This is a genomic window from Phenylobacterium sp. (assembly GCF_019636135.1).
In the GTDB taxonomy this organism is placed as follows: domain Bacteria; phylum Pseudomonadota; class Alphaproteobacteria; order Caulobacterales; family Caulobacteraceae; genus Phenylobacterium.
The window spans coordinates 23,069-46,146 of record NZ_JAHBYD010000005.1 but is presented as its reverse complement, the minus strand read 5'-3'; the positions used below and the strand labels follow the sequence as shown (position 1 = coordinate 46,146).

General features: G+C 70.7%; 25 protein-coding genes. 11 read left to right on the top strand and 14 right to left on the bottom strand.

Annotated features, from left to right (window positions below):
• The first annotated feature begins 91 nt into the window (after window positions 1–91).
• On the top strand, window positions 92–979 hold the full coding sequence (locus KF737_RS04890; protein ID WP_296450924.1) for a LysR family transcriptional regulator: 888 nt from the start codon (window positions 92–94) through the stop codon (window positions 977–979).
• Window positions 980–988: 9 nt separating this feature from the next.
• Here KF737_RS04890 and KF737_RS04885 read toward each other — a convergent pair whose 3' ends face one another.
• Complete coding sequence (locus tag KF737_RS04885) at window positions 989–1,525, bottom strand: hypothetical protein (RefSeq protein ID WP_296450922.1); 537 nt, start codon at window positions 1,523–1,525, stop codon at window positions 989–991.
• 326 nt (window positions 1,526–1,851) lie between these two features.
• On the opposite strand from KF737_RS04885, the gene KF737_RS04880 reads away from it, so the two are divergent.
• The 5 genes from KF737_RS04880 to KF737_RS04860 all read left to right on the top strand — a co-directional run bounded on the left by KF737_RS04880 (window position 1,852) and on the right by KF737_RS04860 (window position 7,230).
• The gene (locus KF737_RS04880; RefSeq protein ID WP_296450920.1) at window positions 1,852–3,240 is read left to right on the top strand and encodes a cystathionine beta-synthase; all 1,389 of its coding nucleotides are present in this window, start codon (window positions 1,852–1,854) and stop codon (window positions 3,238–3,240) included.
• Window positions 3,237–4,421 carry a cystathionine gamma-synthase gene (locus tag KF737_RS04875; RefSeq protein WP_296450918.1) on the top strand — a complete coding sequence of 395 codons (1,185 nt, stop codon included), beginning with the start codon at window positions 3,237–3,239 and terminating at the stop codon, window positions 4,419–4,421. Before KF737_RS04880 ends, KF737_RS04875 begins: the two co-directional genes overlap by 4 nt.
• A gap of 82 nt (window positions 4,422–4,503) precedes the next feature.
• Entirely contained in the window at window positions 4,504–4,878 is a 375-nt protein-coding gene (locus tag KF737_RS04870) for a hypothetical protein (RefSeq protein ID WP_296450917.1), read from the top strand.
• Between the two features lie 55 nt (window positions 4,879–4,933).
• Complete coding sequence (locus KF737_RS04865) at window positions 4,934–5,344, top strand: EVE domain-containing protein (protein WP_296450915.1); 411 nt, start codon at window positions 4,934–4,936, stop codon at window positions 5,342–5,344.
• Window positions 5,345–5,439: 95 nt separating this feature from the next.
• Window positions 5,440–7,230, top strand: a complete 1,791-nt coding sequence (locus KF737_RS04860; RefSeq protein WP_296450913.1) for a M3 family oligoendopeptidase — start codon at window positions 5,440–5,442, stop codon at window positions 7,228–7,230.
• 4 nt (window positions 7,231–7,234) lie between these two features.
• Here KF737_RS04860 and KF737_RS04855 read toward each other — a convergent pair whose 3' ends face one another.
• The 3 genes from KF737_RS04855 to KF737_RS04845 are packed head-to-tail and all read right to left on the bottom strand — an operon-like array spanning window position 7,235 to window position 9,323.
• Window positions 7,235–8,095: a hypothetical protein gene (locus KF737_RS04855; RefSeq protein ID WP_296450911.1), complete on the bottom strand. Its 861-nt coding sequence runs from the start codon at window positions 8,093–8,095 to the stop codon at window positions 7,235–7,237.
• Complete coding sequence (locus tag KF737_RS04850) at window positions 8,092–8,961, bottom strand: ABC transporter ATP-binding protein (RefSeq protein WP_296450910.1); 870 nt, start codon at window positions 8,959–8,961, stop codon at window positions 8,092–8,094. The genes KF737_RS04855 and KF737_RS04850 overlap by 4 nt, the downstream gene beginning before the upstream one ends.
• 2 nt (window positions 8,962–8,963) lie before the next feature.
• The gene (locus tag KF737_RS04845; RefSeq protein ID WP_296450908.1) at window positions 8,964–9,323 is read right to left on the bottom strand and encodes a GntR family transcriptional regulator; all 360 of its coding nucleotides are present in this window, start codon (window positions 9,321–9,323) and stop codon (window positions 8,964–8,966) included.
• Window positions 9,324–9,467: 144 nt separating this feature from the next.
• On the opposite strand from KF737_RS04845, the gene KF737_RS04840 reads away from it, so the two are divergent.
• Window positions 9,468–10,532, top strand: a complete 1,065-nt coding sequence (locus tag KF737_RS04840) for an AraC family transcriptional regulator (protein WP_296450905.1) — start codon at window positions 9,468–9,470, stop codon at window positions 10,530–10,532.
• Between the two features lie 90 nt (window positions 10,533–10,622).
• Here the strand turns inward: KF737_RS04840 and KF737_RS04835 are convergent, their stop codons facing one another.
• From KF737_RS04835 to KF737_RS04815, 5 genes are all read right to left on the bottom strand, one after another.
• The gene (locus KF737_RS04835) at window positions 10,623–10,898 is read right to left on the bottom strand and encodes an HPr family phosphocarrier protein (RefSeq protein WP_296451253.1); all 276 of its coding nucleotides are present in this window, start codon (window positions 10,896–10,898) and stop codon (window positions 10,623–10,625) included.
• Window position 10,899: 1 nt separating this feature from the next.
• Entirely contained in the window at window positions 10,900–11,304 is a 405-nt protein-coding gene (locus tag KF737_RS04830; protein WP_296450902.1) for a PTS sugar transporter subunit IIA, read from the bottom strand.
• A gap of 62 nt (window positions 11,305–11,366) precedes the next feature.
• Entirely contained in the window at window positions 11,367–11,801 is a 435-nt protein-coding gene (locus KF737_RS04825; protein WP_296450900.1) for an HPr kinase/phosphorylase, read from the bottom strand.
• Between the two features lie 4 nt (window positions 11,802–11,805).
• Entirely contained in the window at window positions 11,806–13,455 is a 1,650-nt protein-coding gene (locus KF737_RS04820) for a stimulus-sensing domain-containing protein (RefSeq protein WP_296450898.1), read from the bottom strand.
• Entirely contained in the window at window positions 13,424–14,140 is a 717-nt protein-coding gene (locus tag KF737_RS04815) for a response regulator transcription factor (RefSeq protein ID WP_296450897.1), read from the bottom strand. The genes KF737_RS04820 and KF737_RS04815 overlap by 32 nt, the downstream gene beginning before the upstream one ends.
• A gap of 154 nt (window positions 14,141–14,294) precedes the next feature.
• Here KF737_RS04815 and KF737_RS04810 point away from each other — a divergent pair, with 154 nt between their 5' ends.
• Window positions 14,295–16,007 carry a hypothetical protein gene (locus tag KF737_RS04810; protein ID WP_296450895.1) on the top strand — a complete coding sequence of 571 codons (1,713 nt, stop codon included), beginning with the start codon at window positions 14,295–14,297 and terminating at the stop codon, window positions 16,005–16,007.
• 275 nt (window positions 16,008–16,282) lie between these two features.
• Here KF737_RS04810 and pseC read toward each other — a convergent pair whose 3' ends face one another.
• Window positions 16,283–17,446 carry a UDP-4-amino-4,6-dideoxy-N-acetyl-beta-L-altrosamine transaminase gene (pseC, locus tag KF737_RS04805; protein WP_296450893.1) on the bottom strand — a complete coding sequence of 388 codons (1,164 nt, stop codon included), beginning with the start codon at window positions 17,444–17,446 and terminating at the stop codon, window positions 16,283–16,285.
• 13 nt (window positions 17,447–17,459) lie between these two features.
• A complete protein-coding gene (gene pseB, locus KF737_RS04800) occupies window positions 17,460–18,512 on the bottom strand; it encodes a UDP-N-acetylglucosamine 4,6-dehydratase (inverting) (RefSeq protein WP_296450891.1) in 1,053 nt (350 codons plus the stop codon).
• Window positions 18,513–18,605: 93 nt separating this feature from the next.
• On the opposite strand from pseB, the gene KF737_RS04795 reads away from it, so the two are divergent.
• Window positions 18,606–19,001, top strand: coding sequence for a Tat pathway signal protein (locus KF737_RS04795; RefSeq protein WP_296450890.1), 396 nt, complete (start codon window positions 18,606–18,608; stop codon window positions 18,999–19,001).
• Between the two features lie 159 nt (window positions 19,002–19,160).
• On the opposite strand, the gene KF737_RS04790 is transcribed toward KF737_RS04795, so the two are convergent.
• The gene (locus KF737_RS04790) at window positions 19,161–19,466 is read right to left on the bottom strand and encodes a 4a-hydroxytetrahydrobiopterin dehydratase (protein ID WP_296450888.1); all 306 of its coding nucleotides are present in this window, start codon (window positions 19,464–19,466) and stop codon (window positions 19,161–19,163) included.
• A gap of 73 nt (window positions 19,467–19,539) precedes the next feature.
• A complete protein-coding gene (locus KF737_RS04785; protein ID WP_296450886.1) occupies window positions 19,540–20,187 on the bottom strand; it encodes an HAD-IA family hydrolase in 648 nt (215 codons plus the stop codon).
• Between the two features lie 71 nt (window positions 20,188–20,258).
• Here KF737_RS04785 and KF737_RS04780 point away from each other — a divergent pair, with 71 nt between their 5' ends.
• Window positions 20,259–20,633, top strand: coding sequence for a hypothetical protein (locus KF737_RS04780; protein WP_296450883.1), 375 nt, complete (start codon window positions 20,259–20,261; stop codon window positions 20,631–20,633).
• Window positions 20,634–20,643: 10 nt separating this feature from the next.
• Window positions 20,644–21,414, top strand: coding sequence for a hypothetical protein (locus KF737_RS04775; RefSeq protein WP_296450881.1), 771 nt, complete (start codon window positions 20,644–20,646; stop codon window positions 21,412–21,414).
• 3 nt (window positions 21,415–21,417) lie between these two features.
• Here KF737_RS04775 and KF737_RS04770 read toward each other — a convergent pair whose 3' ends face one another.
• Window positions 21,418–22,929 carry an MFS transporter gene (locus tag KF737_RS04770; protein ID WP_296450879.1) on the bottom strand — a complete coding sequence of 504 codons (1,512 nt, stop codon included), beginning with the start codon at window positions 22,927–22,929 and terminating at the stop codon, window positions 21,418–21,420.
• Between the last annotated feature and the right edge of the window lie 149 nt (window positions 22,930–23,078).

Genomic DNA, 23,078 nt, shown 5'->3' with positions numbered 1-23,078 from the left:
GGCGTGACTTGCGAAGGGTAGAAGCCGCCGATATGCGGCGGAACACGCAGCATTTGCACGCCATACATGCGTTCTACGCTATATATGACGGATGACGTCCCCGGACCTCAACCTGCTCATCGCCCTCGATGTCCTGCTGGCCGAGGGCAGCGTGGCCGGCGCGGCGCGCCGCCTGCGCCTCAGCCCCTCGGCGATGAGCCGGACCCTGGCGCGCCTTCGCGACGTGACGGGCGACCCGCTGCTGGCGCGGGCAGGCCGCGGCCTCGTCGCGACGCCCCGCGGCGAGGCGCTACGGGACCAGGCGCACCAGTTGGTCGAGGAGGCGCAGGCGCTGCTGCGCCCGGCCGGGCGCCACGATCCCGAGACCCTGGCCCGCACCTTCACGCTGCGCACCAGCGACGGGTTCGTCGAGAACTTCGGCCCGCGCCTGCTGGCGCGCGTCGCCGCCGAGGCGCCGAACGTGCGGCTGAACTTCCTGCAGAAGCCCGACAAGGAGAGCGCGCCGCTGCGGGAAGGCCGCGTCGACCTGGAGACGGGCGTGATCGAGCCCCGGACGGGCCCCGAGCTGCGCAGCCAGGCGCTGTTCCGCGACCGGCTGGTGGGCGCGGTGCGCGCGGGGCATCCGCTCGCGGGCGGCGAGGTCACGGCCGAGCGCTACGCCGCCGCCGGGCACGTCATCGTCTCGCGCACCGGCCACGACGACGACGCAGTCGACCGGCCCTTCCTGCCGGCGGGCTTTGCGCGCCGGGTCGTGGTCGCGGTCGGCGGCTTCGCGCCCGCCCTGGCGCTGGCGCGGACGGCGGATCTGGTCGCCACCGTCCCGGAGCGCCACACGGCGGCCTTGCGCGAGGGCATGGTCGGCTTCCCGCTGCCGATGCCGACGGGCGGGTTCGCCGTCTCGATGCTCTGGAGCCCGCGGCTCGACGCCGACCCGGCCCATCGCTGGTTCCGGGGCTGCGTCCGCGAGGTCTGTGTGTAGGCGCCGCGGCTACTTCTTCTTCGTGTCGGGTAGGGCGGGCAGCGGGTCGCCCTTGGCGGGGCCGTTGGCCTTGAGGTCGGGCTGGATGACGAACTGCTCGTGGCAGGCGACGCAGACCTCGTAGACCCGTCCGCCCTCGTCGAAGACCGCCTTCTCGTCATGCTTCTCGGCCGCCGCGCGGGCCAGCGCCGCACGCGCGGTCAGCATCTGGGCGTACTTGTTCCAGTCGGCCTCGGGGGCGCGGGTGCGGCCCGGGAGTTGCAGCGCGTTGCCGGCCTCCATCAGCATCGTCGCGCCGTTGACCAGCACGTCCCAGCCCTCGTCCGTGGTCGGATAGAGCGAATGCTCGCCCTTCTCGTCGACCATCGTCCCGGAGTTCTTCCAGTACAGGAAGGCGGCCGGGTCGACGAAGTGGCCCATGAATTCGGTCATCGGCAGGTCGGTGTTGAACTTGGCCTCGGCGCCGGCCTTGGGCGCCGCCGGCTTGCCGGGCGAACAGGCGGTCAGCAGGGCGGCGGCCGCCGCAAACAGGATCAGATGTCTCAAGGGCGAACTCCGTCTCGCAGGCCGCCAACCTAGCGGGGCTTTGCGCGCCGTGCACCGTACTGAACCGTAGCGGCGCCGTTACAATGCGGCGCGCGCTTCTCGGGATAGGCGGGCCCCGTCTTGCCGGCCCCTCCGAGGGCGTAGGGTGGAGAACGGCGCCCCGGCGCCGGCCCCCGTCGATCGGACATGCCCCTGGCGGCCAAGCTTGAGGGCAGGAAAACGCGCCTTGCGTCGGCGTAGCGGCTGATGTCTACCTCGGCAGGCTGAAACCCCGGCAATCGTACGCCCGTTTGCCACAGGGTTCGCCGTTCCCGCGCGAGGTCCCCTTGACCGCCCAGCCCCTGCCGCCTCCCGCGGCCACCGCCCTCGACCTCATCGGCCGCACGCCGATGGTGGAGCTGACGGGCTTCGACGCCGGTCCCTGCCGCCTGTTCGTGAAGCTGGAGAGCGCCAATCCGGGCGGCTCCATCAAGGACCGCATCGCCCGCTCGATGATCGAGGCGGCCGAGAAGGACGGCTCGCTGAAGCCCGGGGGCACGATCGTGGAGGCCACCGCCGGCAACACCGGCCTCGGCCTCGCGCAGGTGGGCGTCCTGAAGGGCTACAGGCTGCTGCTGGTCGTGCCCGACAAGATGGCGCGCGAGAAGATCCAGCACCTGCGCGCCATGGGCGTCGACGTGCGCATCACCCGCAGCGACGTCGGCAAGGGCCACCCCGAGTATTACCAGGACATGGCCGCCGCCCTCGCGTCGAAGCTGGAGGGCGGCGTCTACATCAACCAGTTCTCCAATCCGGCGAACCCGCTGGCCCACGAGACCACCACCGGCCCCGAGATTCTCGAGCAGATGCAGGGCGACGTGGACGCGGTCGTGGTGGGCGTCGGCTCGGGCGGCACCCTGACCGGCCTTGGCCGGTTCTTCCGGAAGGCCAGCCCCAAGACGCGCATGGTGCTGGCCGACCCGGTCGGCTCGATCCTGGCGCCGCTGGTCGAGCGGGGCGAGGCGGTCGAGCCCGGCTCGTGGGTGGTCGAAGGCATCGGCGAGGACTTCGTTCCCGACAACTGCGACCTGGACCTCGTCGCCAAGGCCTACGAGATCCCGGACTCGGAGAGCATCGCCGCCGCGCGGATGCTGCTGGTGAAGGCGGGCATCCTGGGCGGCTCGTCGTCGGGCACCCTGCTGGCCGGCGCGCTGCGTTACTGCCGCGACCAGACCGAGCCGAAGCGGGTCGTCACCCTCGTCTGCGACACCGGCAGCCGGTATCTGTCCAAGGTCTACAACGATAGCTGGGTCGCCGAGCAGGGGCTGGTCGACCGCGAGCTGCACGGCGACCTGCGCGACCTGATCGCCCGCGGCACGTCCTCGGGCGACGCCGTGACCGTGGGCCCCGACGACACGCTGCTCACCGCCTACAACCGGATGCGCGCCGCCGACGTCAGCCAACTGCCCGTGCTGGACGACGGCCGCCTCATCGGCCTGATCGACGAGAGCGACCTGCTGGAAGCCATCGAGGACCGCAACCAGGACCAGCGCTTCAGGCTGCCCGTCTCCACCGCCATGACCGCTAAGCTCCGCACCCTGCAGGCGGGCTCGCCGCTGGAGGACCTGCTCCCCATATTCGAGCGGGACGAGGTGGCCATCGTGATGGAGGGCAAGGACTTCCTGGGCCTCATCACCCGCATCGACCTGATCAACTACCTGAGGCGCGCGGCGTGACCGACAAGGCTGACGACCCCGGGCACGGCAAGAACCGGCTCGACTTCGCGACCCGCGCGATCCACGGCGGCCAGGAGCACGACCCGACCACCGGCGCGGTGATGCCGCCGATCTACGCCACCTCGACCTACGCCCAGTCGTCGCCGGGCGTGCATACCGGCTTCGAGTATTCCCGCAGCCAGAACCCGACGCGGTTCGCCTTCGAACGCGGGATCGCCGATCTCGAAAGCGGGACCAGGGGCTACGCCTTCGCCTCGGGCCTGGCGTCGATCGCGACCCTGCTGGAGGTGCTGGACGCCGGCGACCACATCATCGCCAGCGAAGACCTCTACGGCGGCTCGTTCCGCCTGTTCGACAAGGTGCGCGCCCGGTCGACGGGGCTGAACGTCTCCTACGTCGATCTCGCCGACCTCCCGGCCATCGAGGCCGCGGTCACGCCGAGGACGCGGATGGTCTGGGTGGAGACGCCCACGAACCCGCTGCTGCGGCTCGCCGACCTCGAAGCCATCGCGGCGCTCTGCCGGAAGCGCGGGCTGATCGCGGCGGCCGACAACACCTTCGCCAGCCCCTACGTCCAGCGCCCGATCGAGCTCGGCTTCGACGTAGTGATGCACTCGACCACCAAGTACATCGGCGGCCACTCCGACGTGGTCGGCGGCGCGCTGGTGGTGGGCGACAACGCCGAGCTGCGCGACAGGCTGACGTTCCTGCAGAACGCCATCGGCGCGGTGGCCTCGCCCTTCGACAGCTTCCTGACGCTGCGGGGCATGAAGACGCTGGCGCTGCGCATGCAGCGCCATTGCGAGAACGGCCAGCGGATCGCCGAATGGCTGGAGGCGCGCCGCGACCTCGCCAAGGTCATCTACCCGGGACTTCCGAGCCACCCGCAGCACGCGCTGGCGAAGAAGCAGATGGCGGGCTTCGGCGGCATGATCACCGCCGTCCTCGACCGCAACCTGTCGGGGACCAAGGCGATGCTGGAACGCACGCGCCTCTTCACCCTGGCCGAGAGCCTGGGCGGCGTGGAGAGCCTGATCGAGCACCCGGCCATCATGACCCACGCCTCGATCCCGGCCGAAACCCGCGCCCGCATCGGCATCTCCGACGGCCTGATCCGCCTCTCGGTCGGCGTCGAGAACGCCGACGACCTGATCGCCGACCTCGAGCAGGCGCTGGGATAGCCGGCCGGTTGGCGGAGTCGATCATTTTCGTCCGGCCCGGGTAGCCGCCCGTTAAGACTACCCCGGCCAGACTGGCGGCCTAATGGTCGACGCCGACGAGAACGCCCCGAAGAAGCCGCACCGCCGCGCGGGCGACGCCGACGTGCTGGCGCTCGCCGAGGGCCTGCTGATGTCGCTGGGCAGGACGTTCGATCGGGGCGACATCGAGGTGCTGAAGACCGTCGCCGAGAGCTATCCCGACATCGGCCGCGACGGCGCGGGCGAGGTGGTGGCGAGCCTGAAGGGCCTGCTGGCCGACTTCCTCGCCGACCAGACCTACGACCGCGAAGCCATCGCCGTCCACGTCCGCGCCTGGCGCTTCATGGTCAGCCGCAAGCCCGACAGGAAGGAGCGCGTGCGCATCCTCGCGGGCCTGGCCGACGTGCGCACCCTCTACGCCGACGCCAAGGCCGCTTAGGCCAATCCGGTCGTCCGTGGCATGGTCCTCTCCGCGAGAACGGAGGAGCGCGCCGATGCCCGGCTATTTCCTGGTGAAGTCCGAGCCCGAGACCTACGCGTTCGACGACCTCAGGCGCGACGGCCGGACCGTCTGGGACGGCGTGCGCAACTTCGCGGCCCGGGGCCATCTCAAGGAGATGAAGCTGGGCGACCAGGTGCTGTTCTACCACTCGGGCGACAGCAAGGCGGTCGTCGGCGTCGCCGAGGTCGCAAGGGAATCCTTCCCTGACGCCAGCGACGAGACGGGCCGCTTCCTGGCGGTCGAGCTGAAATACGTGCGCCCGCTCAAGGCCCCCGTGACGCTCGCCGCCCTCAAGGCCGAACCCTCGCTCGCGGACCTCAAGATGGTCCGCCAGGGCCGCCTCTCGGTCTCCCCCGTCAAGCCGGGCGAGTGGAAGGCGATCCTGCGGATGGCGGGGGAGTAGCGGCCTCCCGGCTTTCGCGTGGAGGCGCGGCCGCCGGGCCGGGCGTGCGCCGTTCGCCGTTGGCCGGGCGCCCCTGCCGGGAGTATGCCTGCGTCATGAACGCGCCCTTCAAGACCGACACGCTCCCCGTCTGGCGGCTGGACGACCTCTACGCCGGTCGCGAGGACCCGCGGATCGCCGCCGACATGGACCGCGCCGAACAGCTCAACGGCGAGCTGGCCCGGCTGGAGGGGCGCCTGATCGCGACGCGGGCGCGGCCGGCCGAGCTGGGCGGCATCCTCGACCGGGGCGTCGAGCTCTACGAGCAGGCCACCAACGCCATGTGGGGCGTGGGCGCCTACGCCTCGCTGGCCGCCTCGGTGGCCCGCGACGATCCGGCCTGGTCGAAGTTCGAGAGCGACCTGCGCACGCGCTCGGCCCGGATCGCTTCGCTGAGCCTGTTCTTCACGCTGGAGATCAACCGGCTGGAGGACGACGAGCTGGAGATGGCGCTGAAGGCCCACAAGCCGGCCCAGCGCTGGCGGCCCTGGCTGCGCCGCGTGCGCGCCGGCCGCCCGCACGAACTCTCCGCCGACCTCGAGAAGCTGCTGCTCGAGAAGGCGCCCGCGGTGGCCAACTGGGGCCGCCTGACCGACGAGACCCTGGCGAAGATGAGCGCCCGCGTCGGCGGCGAGACGCTGACGCTGAACGACCTCCTGAACCGCATGTCGGGGCCGGACGCCGAGGCCCGCAAGGCCGCCGCCGCCGCGCTCGCCAAGGCGCTGGGCGCGCGGGCGCCGCAGCTCGCCCTGTCGCTCAACACGCTCGCCTTCGAGAAGCAGGTCGAGGACCGCTGGCGCAGGTTCCCGACCCCGGCCGCGGGCCGCCATCTCGCCAACGAGGTCGACGCCGAGGCGGTGGATGCCCTGGAAGCGGCGGTGGTCGATTCCTACGAGTCCGTCAGCCACCGGTACTATGCGCTGAAGGCCCGGGCGATGGGGCGCACCCACCTCGACCACTGGGACCGCAACAGCCCGCTCGATAGCGCCCCGCCGCGCCTCTACACCTGGGACGAGGCCAAGGGCATCGTGCTCGACAGCTTCGAGGCGCTGGCGCCGCAGTTCGCCGACACCGCGCGCACCTTCTTCGCCCAGCCCTGGATCGACGCCAGGCCGCGGCCCGGCAAGCAGATGGGCGCCTATTCGCACTCGGTGACGGCCGAGCGGCACCCCTACGTGTTCCTGAACTACATGGGCGAGCGGCGCGACGTGCTGACCCTGGCCCACGAGCTGGGCCACGCCGTCCACCAGACGCTGTGCCGGCCGCTGGGCACGCTGCTCGCCGACACGCCGCTGACGCTGGCCGAGACCGCCTCGATCTTCGGCGAGGGCCTGGTGTTCGAGAAGCTGCTGGCCGAGGCGTCGAAGGGCGAGCGGCGGGGGCTTCTCGCGGGCAAGATCGAGGACGGGATCAACACCGTCATCCGCCAGATCGCCTTCCACCGCTTCGAGACCCGCTTCCACGACGCGCGCCGCAACGGCGAGCTCTCGGCCGACGAGATCGGCGCGCTCTGGATGCAGATGATGAGCGAGAGCCTCGGGCCGGCCGTGCGGCTGGACAGGGGCTACCGCCACTACTGGGCCTACATCAGCCACTTCGTCCACGCGCCGTTCTACGTCTACGCCTACGCCTTCGGGGACCTGCTGGTCCGCGCCTTGATGGAGAAGCGCCGCGACGACCCGAAGGCCTTCGCGCCGGTCTACGAGAAGCTGCTCAGCGCCGGCGGCACGAGGACCTACGTCGAGGCGCTGGCGCCCTTCGGCCTGGACCCGCGCAGGAAGGCCTTCTGGGCCGCGGGGACCAAGCAGTTGGAACGCCTGGTCGACGAGTTCGAGGCGCTGGTCTGAGGCCTCACAGCGGGTCCTGGCGGCGCCGGAGCCACACGCAGGCGGCCAGGAAGGCGGCGCCCACGGCGAGGCCGCCCCAGAAGCCGGGGTCACCGAGGAAGCGCATGGGGTCGACCTGGCTCAGCGAGGCGATGGCGACGTTCTTCTGTCCGGCGACGGCGTAGGCGCGGTCGAAGCCGCCGAAGATGCGGTCGCCCACCATCCTCGCGATCGGCCCGCCGGCCTTCCCGCCCAGCAGCATGAACTCGACCAGCATCAGCGCCAGCCACGGCCCGACCGCCCAGACGAAGGTCGCCCGCCTGGCCGCGGCCGAGACCAGCAGCAGCCAGCCGCAGAACGGCAGGTCCCAGAGCGCGTTCATCACCAGGCCGTACGGCAGCAAGATCCAGGTCAGCGGCAGGCGCAGGTGGCCCCAGTAGGCCGGCAGGCTCTCGCCGCTCAGGCCGACGACCAGCGTGCCCCAGACGAGCATGATCAGGTGCGCCGCGGCCGCGACGGCGAGGGCGATCAGCGGCTGCACGACCAGCGGGATCGCGGCCTTGGAAAGCACCGTCGTGAGGTCCGAAACCGGCAGCGACTTCCAGAAGAGGAGGCTGCGGTCGCGCCGGTCGTTGTGCAGCGCGCCCAGGGCGTAGAACACGGCCACGAAGAAGCTGATCGCGAAGGCCGCGCCGGCCGCGACCGCGTAGGGCAGCCGAAGCTGCTGGCCGGTCTGCGCCACCGCCACGGCGTGCGGCAGGGCGAACGAGCCGATGAAGTAGGCCAGCAGCACCGCGGCCTCGACGGCCAGCGGCGCGATCCAGAGCGCGCGGTGCTCCCAGAGCTCGCGGCGGACCGACCAGTAGAAGGGGCGCACCCGGTTCATGCCGCCGTCTCCGCCCGCGGGGCCGGCCCCATCAGCGCGACGAAGAGGTCGGCGAGGCCGGCGGCCCGGACCTCGCCGAACGCCGCCAGTTGTGCACGCGGCACGCCGTCGAAGAGCAGGATCGAGCGGCCGAACACCTGCCGCTCGTGCAGCGGCCGCAGCGCCCGCGCGGCGGGCGCCTGCTCAGGCCCGACCATCACCTCCAGATAGCGCTCCTCCAGCGCCTCCATGCTGGCGTTCAGCACGACCTTGCCGCGGTTCAGGAAGACCACGTCGGTCAGGATGTGCTGGATCTCCTCGACCTGGTGGGTCGAGACCAGGATCGCCCGGTCGCTCTCGAACCAGTCGTTCAGCAGGCTGTCGTAGAAGGCCTTCCGGTAGAGCAGGTCGAGGCCCAGGGTGGGCTCGTCCAGCACCAGCAGCCTGGCGTCGATGGCCATCACCAGCGCGAGATGGAGCTGGGTGACCATGCCCTTGGAGAGCTCGCGCACGCGGCTGGCCCGCTTGATCTCGGTGCGGTCCAGGAAGGCCTCCGCCTTGGCCCGGTCGAAGCGCGGGTGGACGCCGGCCACATAGTCCAGCGCCTGGCTCACCCGCAGCCAGCGCGGCAGCACCGCCACGTCGGCGATGAACGAGACCTCGCGCATCAGCCGGTCGCGCTGCGTCCAGGGATCGAGGCCCAGCACCGCCAGCCGCCCGTCGCTGGGCGTGAGGCCCAGGATGGCGCTCATCGCCGTCGACTTGCCCGCGCCGTTGGGACCGATCAGGCCCACGATCCGCCCCGGCTCGGTCGCGAGGTCCACGCCGTCCAGGGCGACCGTCGCCTTGAAGCTCTTCCGCAGGCCCCGCGCCTCGATGACCGCCATGATCAGCGCTCCCTTCCGTGCGCCAACAGGTCCTCGGCCTCCAGGCCGAGCCGCTGGATCGTCGCCCGGATCGCGGGCCATTGGTCGTTCAGGAACCGCTCGCGCTCGGCGCGCAGCAGCAGCTCGCGGGCGCCCGCCGCCACGAACATGCCGAGGCCGCGGCGCTTCTCCACCAGCCGGTCGTCGTCGAGCTGCTGGTAGGCCTTCATCACCGTCAGCGGGTTCACCCGCGACTCCGCCGCCACCTGGCGCACGGACGGGACCGGATCGCCTTCCTTGAGCAGGCCGTCGAGGATCATCGCCACCACCCGGTCGCGGATCTGCCGATAGATCGGCTGGCTGTCGTTCCAATCCGGGTCCATGCGGTCCTGCTGGCGGCCGCCCGAGGCCGGGCCGTCCGCGAATCTACTTGATTGGTGTTATACCACACTATAACACTATGTCGCATCGAAGTTGTCCGCCCTCTCGGGTGGGCGGCAGGTTCAGCCAGCAAGGGGCCGCTGGACATGACGGCGCAGCTCAAAGTCATGACCGACGGTTGCAGGGCGCTCGGCCCCGCGCCGCAGCTCACCATCGAGGCCGGCATCGCCCGCGGCCTGCTGAAGTTCGCCGTCGCCCGCGGCGCCAGCCCCGCCGCGCTGGCCGGCCGCGCCGGCCTCGACCCCGCCGACCTGGACGATCCCGACAGGCGCGTGCCGTTCGAGCGTTACGTGGTGCTGATGCGCGCGGCCAAGGCGCTGACCGGCGATCCCGCGCTCGCCCTGCACTACGCCGAGCACGTCGACTTCTCGGAGATCTCGGTGGTGGGCCTGCTCACCCTGGCGTCGGAGACGATGCTGGAGGCCTTCGCCCAGATGAACCGCTATGGCCGCCTGGCCGTGGAGGTCGAAGGCGTCGGGGCCGGCGACCGCTTCGAGGTGACGCGCGAGCGCGACGGCCTCTGGGTCACCGACCGGCGCCAGAACCCCAACGCCTTCCCCGAGCTCACCGAGACCACCTTCGGCCGCATGGCCTGGGGCCCGCGCCAGTTCGGCAAGACCCCGTTCGTGCTGGAGGCCCAGGTCACGCACGACGACCCGGGCTATGGCGCCGAATACGCCCGCATCTTCGGCGCGCCGGTCACGTTCGGGGCCGCGCGCAACGCGCTGCGCATCGATCCGGCGTGGTCGAGCCACCGCGTCGCCGCCATGCCGCGCTACGTCTTCGGCGTCCTCTCCGAACGCGCCGACGGCCTGCTGAAGACGCTGGAGGCCGCCAAGTCGACCCGCGGCCGGGTCGAGAGCCTGCTGATGCCGAGGCTGCACACCGGTGAGGCCTGCATGGACGCCGTCGCGCGCCGGATGGGCGTTTCCCGCCAGACCCTGTTCCGCCGCCTGAAAGCCGAGGGCGTCACGTTCGAGGGCCTGCTGGACGACCTGCGCCGCCGCCTCTCCGAGCACTACCTGTCGGGCCGCAAGGTCTCCGTCAACGAGACGGCCTACCTCGTGGGCTTCTCCGACCCCGCCGCCTTCTCGCGCGCGTTCAAGCGCTGGACGGGCCTCAGCCCCAGGGAGTGGCGGCAGGCCGTCTAGGCGTTCAGTCCCGGAGCGCCGGCATTCCGGTCATGACTCCCTCACCCTGGCCGCTGCGCGGCCTGTCCCTCCCCATCAAGGGAGGGAAGGCTACTCGTCTTCCTCGAAACGGCCTTCGACCAGGTCCACCAGCGCCGCCACCGCCATGTCGGCTTCGGCGCCGTCGGCGGTGATGTCGATTTCGCAGCCGGGGCCGGCGGCGAGCATCATCAGGCCCATGATCGAGCGGGCGTCGACGGTCGTGCCGTCCTTGGAGACCTTCACCTCGGCGTCGAAGGTGGCGGCGAGCTTGACGAACTTGGCCGAGGCCCGGGCGTGCAGGCCGCGCTTGTTCACGATCTCGACGGTGCGGACGGCTTCGCTCAGCTCACTTCTCTCCGGCCAGGACGTAGGAGGCCACGGAGATGTACTTTCGCCCGGCTTCCTGCGCCGCTGCAACCGCATCTTCGAGCGGCGCGCGGGTGCGCAGGGACGCGAGCTTGATCAGCATGGGCAGGTTGAGGCCGGCGATGACCTCGGCCTTGGTCTGCTCCATCACCGAGATGGCGAGGTTGGAGGGCGTGCCGCCGAACATGTCGGTGAGCAGGATGACGCCCTTGCCGGCGTCGACGCGCCCGCAGGCGGCCAAGATGTCGAGGCGGCGCTTCTCCATGTCGTCTTCGGGGCCGATGCAGATGGCCTCGACCGCAGCCTGCGGGCCGACGACGTGCTCCATCGCGTAGACGAACTCTTGCGCCAGACGGCCGTGAGTCACGATCACGAGGCCGATCATGCCGGACAACGATCCAAGGGTATCCCCACCCGAGACGGCGCCGGAACGGGGCGCGAGCGGAGCTAGATACGCCTCTTGTGCGCCGCGTCAAAGGCCTCCAGCGCGCGGCCTAGTTTCGCAGGCGCCGAGAGCTCGAACGGATCCGCCGCCATAAGTGGGATCTCAACCCCCAGAACCGTCTCGGTCGCGGGATCGGGCATCCGCTCCGGCGGTTCGAGCCGCACCTTGAGCGCGACGCCCGAGAAGGCGACAGCCGCGACGGGGACCACGCCCTGCCCGCGGACCTCGATGAGGCCGGCCAGCGGATCCGGCGCGCGGCCCCAGAGCCGGCCGCCGTCGGCCCAGAGCAGCACCCGGTCGTCGGCCACCAGCCGGAAGCCGTGATCCAGGGCCCGCAGCGCCAGGTCGCTCTTGCCGGCGCCGGACGGCCCCTCGATCAGGATTCCGAGCCAGAGCCCGCCGACCCGCCGGGCGATCAGCCCCGCATGCACGATCACGAGGTCACTCGCCGGTCTCCGGCAGCACGAGGGTGAACATCGCCCCGATGACCCTACCCTCGGCGCCGGTGCGGTTCTCGGCGCGGAGCGTGCCGCCGTGGGCCTCGGCGATCTGCCGGGCGATGGAGAGCCCGAGGCCCGAGTTGCCGCCGAACGCCGAGCCCTTCGGGCGCGAGGTGTAGAAGCGCTGGAAGACGGTCTCGAGGTTCTCGGGCGGGATGCCCGGGCCGTTGTCGGAGACGGTGACGATCGCCTCGTCCTGCACCCGCCACAGCCCCACGGAGACCGTCTCGCCGGGCGGGCTGAACGAGCGGGCGTTGTCGATCAGGTTGCGCAGGATCTGGCCCAGCGGCCCCTCCCGGCCGATCACCGTGATCGCTTCCAGGCCCTGGTGGGCGTTGAAGGCCACCTTCACGTCCCCGGCGCGCGCGACGTTCTGATAGGTCGAGACCACGTCGCCCACGAGGCGGTTCAGGTCCACCAGCTTCGGCTGGTCGCGCGAGAGCTCGGCGTCGAGGCGCGAGGCGTTCGAGATGTCGGTGACCAGCCGGTCCAGGCGCTGGACGTCGTTCTTCAGGATCGAGAGCAGGCGCTCGCGGGCGCCCGCCTCCTCGACGAGGTCGAGCGTCTCGACCGCCGAGCGGAGCGAGGTGAGCGGGTTGCGGATCTCGTGCGCCACGTCGGCGGCGAACGATTCGATCGCGTCCATGCGCTCGCTGAGCGCCTGGGTCATGGCCTCCAGGCTGCGGGTCAGGTCGCCCACCTCGTCGTCGCGCCTGGCCAGGTCGGGCAGCGAGATGGCGCGGGCGCCGCCGTGGCGCACGCGGTCGGCGGCGCGGGCCATGCGCAGCACGGGCTGGGCGACCAGGCTGTTCAGCAGGAACGACGAGGCCAGCGTCACCGCGATGGCGATCAGGATGAACGGGATCAGCGCGGCCCGCTCGCGCGCGATGATGGCGTCGACGTCGCTGGCCTCCAGCGTCACCACCCCCAGCACGGCGCGCACATGCCGGATCGGCAGCGAGACCGAGACCACGCGGTCGCCGTCGGCGTTGCGGCGCAGCCCCGCATAGCGGGCGCCCTGCAGCGCGGCCGCCACCTCGCGCTGGAGCGCCGCCTGCCGCTCCTTCAGCGACGACGGCTCGGGCCTGTGCATCAGGTCGAGGCCCTGGGCGGCGTCCCGCGGCCTGGCCGGCGGCAGGTCGCGCTGCTGGACCTCGTCGGCCATCCAGTCGGAATCGGCGACGAGGCGGCCCTTGCTGTCGAACAGCCGCGCCCGCTGGGCCTTGGGGTTGGAGAGCGTCTGCAACAGCTCGGTGGCGTAGGCCGCATCCATCTGCGGCTCGGGCTCGCCCACCGTGGCAGCCTGGTTGAGGATCGAGGCGATCAGCTCGCCCTGGGTCGACAGGCTGTCGATGCGCGCGTTGACGAGGCCGCGCCGCAGCTCGTTCAGCACCAGCGCCCCCGAGATCAGGATCGCCAGGCCCAGCAGGTTGAACGCCAGGATCAGGCGGCCGAGCCGCGAGCCCGGCAGCCCCGTGAACTTCAGCCGCGGCCGCGTCGTCTTGCCCCGGACCGTGCGCTCGAGGACCCCCGGCTCGGGAGGCGCGTCGGCGGCGGTCTCAGGACTCCCGGTATCGGTAGCCGACGCCATAGAGGGTTTCGATCGCGTCGAACTCAGGGTCCACCTCGCGGAACTTCTTCCGCATGCGCTTGATGTGGCTGTCGATGGTGCGGTCATCGACGTAGACCTGATCGTCGTAGGCCGCGTCCATCAGGTTGTCGCGGCTCTTCACGAACCCAGGCCGCTGGGCCAGCGACTGCAGCAGCAGGAACTCGGTGACGGTGAGCTTCACCGGCTTGCCGTCCCACAGGCTCTCGTGGCGCGCCGGGTCCAGGGTGAGCTTGCCGCGCTTCAGGGCCCGCGCATTCACGTCCGCGGCCGCCGCGGGGCTGGCCGGATCGTCGGGCTCGCCGCGGCCCGCGCGGCGCAGCACCGCCTTCACGCGCTCGATCAGCAGGCGCTGGCTGAACGGCTTGTGCATGTAGTCGTCGGCGCCCAGGTTGAACCCCAGGATCTCGTCGATCTCCTCGTCCTTCGACGTCAGGATGATCACGGGCACCTCGGAGGTCCGGCGCAGGCGGCGCAGCACCTCCATGCCGTCCATGCGCGGCATCTTCACGTCGAGGATGGCGACGTCCGGCGGGTCGTTCTCCAGCGCGGCAAGGCCGGCGGCGCCGTCGTAGTAGGCCTTCACGGTGTGCCCGTGGCTCTCGAGCGCCAGGCTGACCGACGTCACGATATTCTCGTCATCGTCGACGAGGGTGATCTTCGCCATCTGGGGTGGAATTCTCCTTAACCGAACCCGTGCAACCTATTGGGCCTTCACCATGGCCTCAATGGGGCCTTGGGCCGAAAGCCGGGGAAGGTCAACGCAGCCTTAAGCTGTTTGCTCGAACGTGGTTCCCCTCTGCGGGGGGCGGACGTTCGCGATGAGCGGGACGAGAGTGCATTTCGAAGTCTTTGTCCGGAAGATCGCCGGCGCGCCGTGGACGCTGAACCTCGCCACGGAGGACCGCGCGACCGCCCTCGAGACCGCCCGGGATCTCATGGCCGAGGGCCGCGTGGCCGCCGTGAAGGTGACCAAGGAGGTCTTCGACGAGGAGAGCCGCGAGTTCAACTCGGTGGTCATCCAGAAGCTCGGGGCCGCCGACACGGCCGCCAAGTCGACGCCGCGCGAGGAACCCCAGCCGCTCTGCGTGACGCCGCAGGACCTCTACACCGTCCACGCCCGCGAGCGGATCGGCCGGCTGCTGGAAGGCTGGCTCGACCGCAACAACGCCACGCCCTTCGAGCTGCTGCATCGCCCGGACCTGGTGGAGAAGCTGGAGGCGTCGGGGACCGACCTGCAGCACGCCATCCAGAAGATCGCCGTCCCCGAGGCGCATGCCCGCGCGATGAGCGTGCATGAGCTGATCCGGGCGTTCCACGCGCTGATCGAGCGCGCGGTCGAACGCCTGCTCAAGGACCAGAAGAAGGGCCTCCTGCCCGACGTCGACCGGGAAGGCTTCGCGGTCGCCGCCGAACGTCTGGCGGCGCACCCTGAGCGCGGATACCTGCTCGGCGCCGGCGTCGCCGCCTCAATCGCCCCCGCCGCGACGTGGTCCGGGAAGGTCACCCGCCTGATGGACCTGGCCGACGCGGCGCCGGCCAGGGGGCCCGGCCGCAACGCCGCGCTCGACGTCATCCAGCAGCCGCTGTCCGAGATCCTCGAGACCAAGTCGGGCATGACCGACGTCACGGGCCGGGGCCGCGACCTGGGCGCGACGCTCGCCGCGATGACCCGGCTTGCGGCCTTCGAGGCGGTCGAGAGGCTGATCCTGGTCGAGAAGTCGGTGCAGAAGGTGATGCCCGAACTGTCGCCGCTGGCGCTGCGGCTGGCGAAGTGGCTGTCGGGCGAGCAGTTCAAGGAGACGCGCGCCGCGATCGGCCGTCGCATCCTGCGGGAGCTGACGGGTCCGCGGCGCCTGTGCCCCGGCGACGCCGAGCGCGAGATCGACGTGCTGCGCGCGCTCGCCATGTCGCTGACCGCCGCCGCGGGCAACCTGCTGCCGCTGGAAGACGTGCAGGCCGCCTTCGCCGCCCGCTCGCGGATGCTGGTCACCGGCGACTTCGTGGAGGCCTACCTCGGCCAGGAGCGCACCAGCTTCGAGGAGGTCGAGGCGCTGATCTGGCTGACCGAGAACATCATCGGCGCGGCCAACAAGCGCCAGGCGGCCGGCTGGGTGAAGGCGGTCGTGAACTCGCTCAAGTTCGAGAAGGAGCTGACCGACGGCCACGAGAGCCCCGGCGAGCGGCTGTCGAAGCTGGCGGGCCTGTCGCGGGCGGTCGCGCGCTGCGGCCTCGTCACCGAGGACTACCAGCCGATCCAGGAGAAGCTGGGCGTGATCGGCGGCGAGGTCGAGGGCCGCGCCAGGCTGTCCCAGAGCCTGGCCGCCGCCAACGCCCCGTTGATCCAGCGCCTGACCCTGCTCCTGAAGCTGGCCGCCGGCGAGAGCGCGCCCCAGGGCCCCGCCGCCGCCCGCGCCCGCTCCGAGGCGCTGAAGCTCTTCAAGCTGGACGCCACCCGCGCCGAACTCGCCGCCTCCCCGACCCAGATGGCCCAGGTCCGCGAGCTGATCCAGGCGGCCGGGATGGCGGCGTAGCGGCCGTCAGTCGCTCCCCATCGGGGGAACTGCTGACTGAGGGGGCTTCCTTCAGTCTGGAGCGGACACCTCCCCATGACGGCGGGGCCATCGCATATGGATGCGGGCGGCCGACAGGCCCCTGGTCAAACCGCAGAGATCGCGGAGATACGCGGAGGAGTCCGGTGGATCCGCGACCTCTCTGCGTATCTCCGCGATCTCTGCGGTTCATGAATCGGGCGGACAAGCCGCCCACATCCATATGCGATGGCCCTACTACGAAGGGGGGGGAGGAACTAGAGGCCCAACGCCGCCTTCAGGGCGCCGACCACTCGCCCCACGTCCTCGTCCGCCATGCCGGGGTAGAGGGGGAGCGAGAGGCAGCGCGCGTACCAGGCGTCGGCGCCGGGCAGGTCCTGGTCGCCGTAGAGGCCGCGGTAGTAGGGCTGGCGATGGACCGGGATGTAGTGGACCTGGGTCAGCACGCCCTGCGCCTTCAGCGCCTCGACCACCTCGCGCCGGCTGGTCCCGGCGGCGGCGAAGTCGATCAGCACGGTCATCAGGTGCAGCACCGGATCGCTGTAGGCGGGCTGGGCGGCCTGGCGGACGAGGGGGGCCAGCGGGGCCAGGGCCTCGCTGTACGCGGCGGCCAGCGCCCGGCGCCGTTCCGCGAACCGCGGCAACTTGGCGAGCTGCGACAGGCCCAGCGCGCACAGGATGTCCGGCAGGCGGTAGTTGAAGCCCGGCTCGGGCATCTCGTACCACCACGGATCGGCCTTCGGCGGCCGCACCATGCCGTGCGAGCGCAGCAGGCGCAGGCGCTCGGCCAGCTTCGCGTCGTTGGTGGTGACCATGCCCCCCTCGCCCGTCGCGATGGTCTTCACCGGATGGAACGAGAAGGTGGCCATGGCCGAATGGCGCACATCGCCGATCGTTTCGGTCCTGTTGCCGAACCTCGCCGTCGTTCCGAGGGCGTGCGGCGCGTCTTCGACGAGAACGGCGCGGTGCTGGTAGGCCAGCTTCTCCAGCTCGGGCAGGTCGCAGGCGTCGCCGCGCAGGTGGACCGGCAGGACGGCGCGGAGCCGGCGGCCGGCCAGCTTGCCGATGGCCGCCTTCAGCGTGGCCGGCGTCATCAGGCCGCTGTCGGGATCGACGTCGGCGAAAACCACGTCGGCGCCGACGTAGCGGGCGCAGTTGGCGGTGGCCAGGAAGGTGATCGAGGGGACGACCACCGCCTCGCCGGGCTGCACCTTCAGCGCCAGCATGGCCAGGTGCAGGGCCGCGGTGCCGTTGGCGCAGGCGACGGCGTGCCGGGCGCCGACCGTCTCGGCGAAGGCCCGCTCGAAGCGCTCGACCGTCGGCCCGGTCGTCAGGAAGTCGCCGCGCAGGGCCTCGGCCACGGCGGCGATGTCGTCGTCGTCGATGGTCTGGCGGCCGTAGGGGAGGACGCCGTCTGTCATGCGAAGGGGGGCATCAGTCGTTCGACCTGCGGCGGCGGTCGCGCGGCTTGTCCTCGTCCAGCATGCGCAGGAGGCCCGGCCCGTCCAGCCACTCGGGGTTGGTGTCGCTGACGTAGCTGAAGTCGTCGGCGATGGCCGCGCCCTCCAGCGGCGCGCGGGTGTACTCCACGAACGCGGGCTCGATGGCGTAGCGGTCGCCGAGGTCGACGGTGTTCCGCGCGTCGTCGGCCGAGATCATCATCTCGTGCAGCTTCTCGCCGGGGCGGATGCCGACGATCCGGGTGGCCATGCCCGGCGCCAGGGTCTCGGCGATGTCGGTGATCCTCATCGACGGGATCTTGGGCACGAAGATCTCGCCGCCGTGCATGCGGTCCAGCGACGAGAGCACGAAGTCCACGCCCTCGCCCAGGGTGATCAGGAACCGTGTCATGCGCGGATCGGTGATCGGCAGCTCGGCCGCGCCGCGCTGCATCAGCCGCTGGAAGAACGGGATGACCGAGCCGCGCGAGCCCACCACGTTACCGTAGCGCACCACGGAAAAGCGAGTGCCGATGTCGCCCGAGAGGTTGTTGGCCGCCACGAAGGTCTTGTCCGACGCGAGCTTCGTCGCACCGTAGAGGTTGATCGGGTTGCAGGCCTTGTCGGTGGAGAGCGCCACCACCTGCTTCACCCGGTTGGCGAGGCAGCCCCAGACCACGTTCTCGGCGCCCAGCACGTTGGTGTGGATGCATTCGGACGGGTTGTACTCGGCCGCCGGCACCTGCTTCAGCGCCGCGGCGTGGATCACGACGTCGACGCCGCGCAGCGCGAGGCTCAGCCGCTCGCGGTCGCGAACGTCGCCCAGGAAGAAGCGCATCGCGTGCAACTGCTCGGCGCTGAAGCGCTCGGCGAGGTCGATCTGCATCTCGCTCTGCTTCAGCTCGTCGCGGGAATAGACGATCAGCTTGCGCGGCCGGGCGCGCGTCAGCACGGTCTCGATGAAGCGGCGGCCGAACGAGCCGGTGCCGCCGGTGACGAGGATGACCTTGCCGTCGAGGTCGAGGTTGGTCGGCGCAAATCGGCCCAAGGGGCGCTCCGCGTGGGTGGCGAATCTCCCGCCTGTTCTTTCAGGCCCGCGTAAAGAGACCGCTAACCATGATCGGCGAGGCTCGCGGGCGTCATGGACCGCCGCGTCTTCCTCGCCCTGACGGGCCTCGCCGCGCTCGCCCCGGCCGCCGCCGGCGCGGCGGAAGAGAAGAAGAAGTCGGGCGGCGGCAGCTACGTTCCGATCCAGACCCTGCTGGGCGCGACGTTCAAGTCCGGCGGCGCGCGCGGCGTGCTGGCGGTGGACTGCGGCCTCGACGTGCCGGACGCGGCGCTCAGGACCCGCGCCGAACAGTCGATCCCGCGCCTGCGCGCCGCCTATGTGCAGACCGTCCAGGCCTATGCGGCCGGCCTCGCCTCGGGCGCCCTGCCCAGCGCCGACTACATCGCCCAGCAGCTCCAGCGGCAGACCGACGCGATCCTCGGCCGCCCCGGCGCCCGCATCCTCCTGGGCGCCATCGTCGTCAACTGAGACTTCCTCTCCCCCCACACGTAGTGGGAGGGGAGAGGGTAGGGAGAGGGGCGGCTCCGATCGGTATGACGCATCGGGTGGTTCAGCGAGGGCCCTCGACCAACCGTTCACTCAGGCTGGCAAGCCCAGCCGCCCCTCTCCCTACCCTCTCCCCTCGGGCTACGCCTCGGGGGAGAGGTGGGCCACCTCGTTCATGAAGGTCGCCAGCGTCACGTCCAGCGCCGTGACCCCGTCGGCGTCGTGGGTCGCGAGCGTGACCTCGACGCGGTTGTAGACGTTGAACCACTCGGGGTGGTGGTCGAGCTGCTCGGCCCGGATCGCCACGCGGGTCATGAAGCCGAAGGCCGCGTTGAAGTCCTTGAACCTGAACGTCCGCTGGATGGCGTCGCGCTCGCCCTCCAGCCTGCTCCAGCCGGGCAGGTCCTTCAGCGCCGCGTCGGCGCCGATCTTCGCGGGCCGGGTCATCCTGCTTCGCTCCTACCGGCGCTACGAAGGATAGCCCCTCCGATGAACCCTCCGAAGCCCTGGCGAAGGAGGGTCATGCGAACGCGAGCCCGGTGACGGCGGAGAGCTCGCCCAGGGTCTGGTCGACGTCCAGCACCTTGATGGCCTTCATGCCCAGGCCCGCGGCCGGCTTGCAGTTGATGCCGAGGTCGTCGAGGTAGACGCAGGCCTCGGGCTTCACGGCCAGCAGGTCGCACATCATCAGGTAGATGCGCGGGTCGGGCTTGCGGACGCCGGCCTTGCTGCTCTCGATGATCGCCTCGAACAGCGGCATCACCTGGCCCATGGCGCCGGCCGCCTTCTGGGCGCCGTCCTGGCCGGGCGAGTGCTCGGAGACCACGTTGTTGGTGATGCAGCCGACCCTGAAGCCGGCCGCCTTGCAGGCCTTCAGCGCCTCGACCATGCGGGGCCGCAGTTCCCCCGACAGCTTCGGCAGCACGTCGGCGCCGCGCAGCGGATGGCCCAGCGCCGTCGACTCCTCGAGGAACAGCGCGTCGAAGCCCGCAGCGTCGATCTCGTTGCGCTCGAACAGGGCCCAGGCGTTGGTGTCCGGGTTGGTCGCGTTGACCGTCCGGATCAGGTCCTTCGGCAGGCCGCGCTCGGCCTCCAGCCGGTTGAAGGCCTCGAACGGCGAAGAGGTGAAGACCCCGCCGAAATCCCAGATCACCGCTTCGACCGCCACGCACCGCTCCTGCACCAATTCTCAGCGGCGCGGACGCTAGAGAGCCGCAATCGGACGTGCAAGTAAGGCCGATGCCTCAGCACCGCTTTCCGCGCCCGGACCGCCTCCCGAGACCCCTGCGGCTCGGACTCTACGCGCTCGCCACGGCGATCCTGCTCGTCCTGTGCGTGCTGCCGACCGCCGACCTGCCCGATCCCGGCACGGGCGACCGGTTCGAGCATGCGGCGGCCTGGTTCGTGCTGACCGTCACCGGCTACCTGCTCGCGCCGAAGCGCGCGCTGGCGATCCCGGCCTACGCGCTGGTCTTCGGCGTCTTCATCGAGATCCTCCAGGGCCTGACCCCGACGGGGCGCCACTCCGACCCGCTGGACTTCGCCGCCGACGCCGTCGGCGTGGCCCTGGCGGTCGCCGGCTACCTCGCGGCGCGGCGTATGGCGCGCGCCTGACACGGCCACTATGGTCGCGCGCATCATGCCGGACGCCGCCAAGCCCTACATCTACCTCGCCGTCCCCTGCTACGGCGGCCAGTTGAACCTCTATTTCGTGGAGTCGCTGCTGCGGCTGCAGGACGCCTGCCGCATCAGGGGCGTCGGCCTGTACGTGGACATGATGGGCGGCGAGGCGCTGATCACCCGCGGCCGCTCGCGGCTGGCGGCGCAGTTCCTGGCCCACCCCGAGGCCACGCACATCCTCTACATCGACGCCGACATCGGGTTTGCGCCGGAGAACGTCTTCCGCCTGCTGGACGCCGACAAGGACGTGATCGCCGCGGTCTGCCCGCTGAAGAAGATCGACTGGGAGAAGGTGCGCGCCGCGGCCAAGGCCGACGTGAGGGACCTGCAGGCCGCCTCGATCGGCTACGTGGTGCGCTTCATCCCGACGCCCGACCATTCGATCGAGGTCGTCGACGGCTATGCGAAGGTCGCCTACGGCGGCACGGGCTTCCTGATGATCGGCCGGCCCGCGATGCAGCGCCTGTTCGACGCCCACCCCGAGCTGCGCGCCAACATGCGCGACATGGCCGACAACCAGGCAGCCGAGACCGTCATGGTGTTCGACACCATGATCGAGCCCGAGACGGGCGCGTACCTCTCCGAGGACTACGCCTTCTGCCGCCGCTGGCGCGACCTGGGCGGCGAGATCTGGGCCGACGTCTCGGCGCGCCTGACCCACGTGGGCCACGCGGCCTACACCGGCAGCCTCATCGAGGCGATGCGGCCGGGCTGAGCCCTACCCGGCCGGGGTCGCGGCCACGACGCCGGGCGGATCCTTCACCGCCGGCGCTTCGGGCGGCTGCGCGCCCGCGGCGCGACGCGCCAGGATGGCCGCCCGGGTCGCCTCGTAGCTGGCCCGGTCGATCGCGTAGCGGCCATAGCAGATGGCGGCGATCACGCCGGGTACGGCCGCCAGCACGCCGTCCCAGAGCGCCAGGTTGACCAGTGTGTCGTGCGCCACCGCCCCGGGCCTGGCCTTCTCCGGGAAGGCGATGATGAAGAGCACGAAGCCGGCCAGCAGCGAGCCGATGGCCTGGTCGATCTTCGCCGCCAGCGCGCGCGTGGAATAGAGGATGCCCTCCTGCCGCACGCCGAAGCGCAGCTCGTTCTCGTCGGCGATGTCGGCCAGCGCCGACATGGCGCCGATCTGCAGCACGCTCATCGACCCGTAGGACAGCGCCGACCATGCGATCAGCATCCAGACGAGGCCCGGCGTCTGCGGCGTCAGGACACCCATGATGCCGGCGACCAGGGGCGCGGCGGTGGTGACCGAATAGGCGATCGCGCCCCAGACCATGGTCGCGCGCTTGTCGAACCTGCCGTGCATGCGCGCGGCGAAGACGAAGGCGGTGGCGTAGCCGGCGAAGCTGCCGATCACGAACAGGCGCAACTGCTCGCTGTTGAGGCCCCAGTAGAAGGTCGCGGTGTAGAGGCGCAGGCCTTCCTTCAGCCCGATCATCATCGACAGGAAGAAGATGCCGACCAGCAGCCAGACGTAGTTGTGGTTCCGGAGCGCCTTCCAGACGTCGGCGAAGAACTCCGTCATGCTGAACTTCTTCACGTCCGCCTGCGGCTGCGGCAGGAACGGGATGCGGTCGCGGGTGAACCAGGCCGAGGCGAACAGCACCAGGACGATGGTCACCGCCATCGTGAGCGCGAAGGTGGGCCAGGGCGCCGGATTCAGCAGGCCGCGCGGGTACTGCGGGGTCGACGGGAAGAAGTAGCTGTAGGCGATCCACGACATCGACGCGCCGCCCGCCCAGGTGAAGAAGCTGTTGTAGGCCATCACCTTCGAGCGCTCGATGTAGTTGGGCGACAGCTCGGCGCCGAGCGCCAGGTGCGGCGTGTGGAAGAAGGTCATCACCTGGCGCAGCAGCGAGACGAAGGCGCCGCACCAGATCGTGAGGGCAAGGGGGCTGAGGCCCGCCGGTGGATTGAAGATGAAGTAGAAGGTGAGCGCGATCGGGATCGGCGCGGCGTACATCCACGGATGCCGGCGGCCCAGCTTCGAGTTCTTCGTCCGGTCGGACCACGACCCCACCAGGGGCTCCGTCAGGCCGTCGAGGACCAGGCTGACCGAGATGGCGATGCCGATCCAGTGCGCGGGCACGCCCAGGACCTGATTGTAGTAGATGAGCGCGAAGCTCGAGACCGCGTAGAGTGCGATGATCTCGGCCGAGCTCCCGATTCCGAAGGCCACCTTGGTTCGGAGCGGCAGACGATCGGCCGCGGCGGGCGCGGTGGTCATGGGTCGGGGTCCTCCATCGCGCCTTCTGATGGGCGCCGTTTTGGGAAGCCAACCTCAGGTCGGTCGCCACGTCAATCGCACCGTACCGATGTTTCGAGAGCGCAATGTCCGCGGGAGCCGCGGAAGCCTCAGGCCCGCCCCCGAGGCCT

Bases quoted from the DNA above. Each gene is read 5' to 3' on its own strand.
- KF737_RS04890 (WP_296450924.1), top strand. From the start codon at position 92: ATGACGTCCCCGGACCTCAACCTGCTCATCGCCCTCGATGTCCTGCTG.
- KF737_RS04870 (WP_296450917.1), top strand. From the start codon at position 4,504: ATGGTCGACGCCGACGAGAACGCCCCGAAGAAGCCGCACCGCCGCGCG.
- KF737_RS04865 (WP_296450915.1), top strand. From the start codon at position 4,934: ATGCCCGGCTATTTCCTGGTGAAGTCCGAGCCCGAGACCTACGCGTTC.
- KF737_RS04860 (WP_296450913.1), top strand. From the start codon at position 5,440: ATGAACGCGCCCTTCAAGACCGACACGCTCCCCGTCTGGCGGCTGGAC.
- KF737_RS04855 (WP_296450911.1), bottom strand. From the start codon at position 8,095: ATGAACCGGGTGCGCCCCTTCTACTGGTCGGTCCGCCGCGAGCTCTGG.
- KF737_RS04850 (WP_296450910.1), bottom strand. From the start codon at position 8,961: ATGGCGGTCATCGAGGCGCGGGGCCTGCGGAAGAGCTTCAAGGCGACG.
- KF737_RS04845 (WP_296450908.1), bottom strand. From the start codon at position 9,323: ATGGACCCGGATTGGAACGACAGCCAGCCGATCTATCGGCAGATCCGC.
- KF737_RS04840 (WP_296450905.1), top strand. From the start codon at position 9,468: ATGACGGCGCAGCTCAAAGTCATGACCGACGGTTGCAGGGCGCTCGGC.
- KF737_RS04830 (WP_296450902.1), bottom strand. From the start codon at position 11,304: ATGATCGGCCTCGTGATCGTGACTCACGGCCGTCTGGCGCAAGAGTTC.
- KF737_RS04820 (WP_296450898.1), bottom strand. From the start codon at position 13,455: ATGGCGTCGGCTACCGATACCGGGAGTCCTGAGACCGCCGCCGACGCG.
- KF737_RS04815 (WP_296450897.1), bottom strand. From the start codon at position 14,140: ATGGCGAAGATCACCCTCGTCGACGATGACGAGAATATCGTGACGTCG.
- KF737_RS04810 (WP_296450895.1), top strand. From the start codon at position 14,295: ATGAGCGGGACGAGAGTGCATTTCGAAGTCTTTGTCCGGAAGATCGCC.
- pseC (WP_296450893.1), bottom strand. From the start codon at position 17,446: ATGACAGACGGCGTCCTCCCCTACGGCCGCCAGACCATCGACGACGAC.
- KF737_RS04795 (WP_296450890.1), top strand. From the start codon at position 18,606: ATGGACCGCCGCGTCTTCCTCGCCCTGACGGGCCTCGCCGCGCTCGCC.
- KF737_RS04790 (WP_296450888.1), bottom strand. From the start codon at position 19,466: ATGACCCGGCCCGCGAAGATCGGCGCCGACGCGGCGCTGAAGGACCTG.
- KF737_RS04780 (WP_296450883.1), top strand. From the start codon at position 20,259: ATGCCTCAGCACCGCTTTCCGCGCCCGGACCGCCTCCCGAGACCCCTG.
- KF737_RS04775 (WP_296450881.1), top strand. From the start codon at position 20,644: ATGGTCGCGCGCATCATGCCGGACGCCGCCAAGCCCTACATCTACCTC.
- KF737_RS04770 (WP_296450879.1), bottom strand. From the start codon at position 22,929: ATGACCACCGCGCCCGCCGCGGCCGATCGTCTGCCGCTCCGAACCAAG.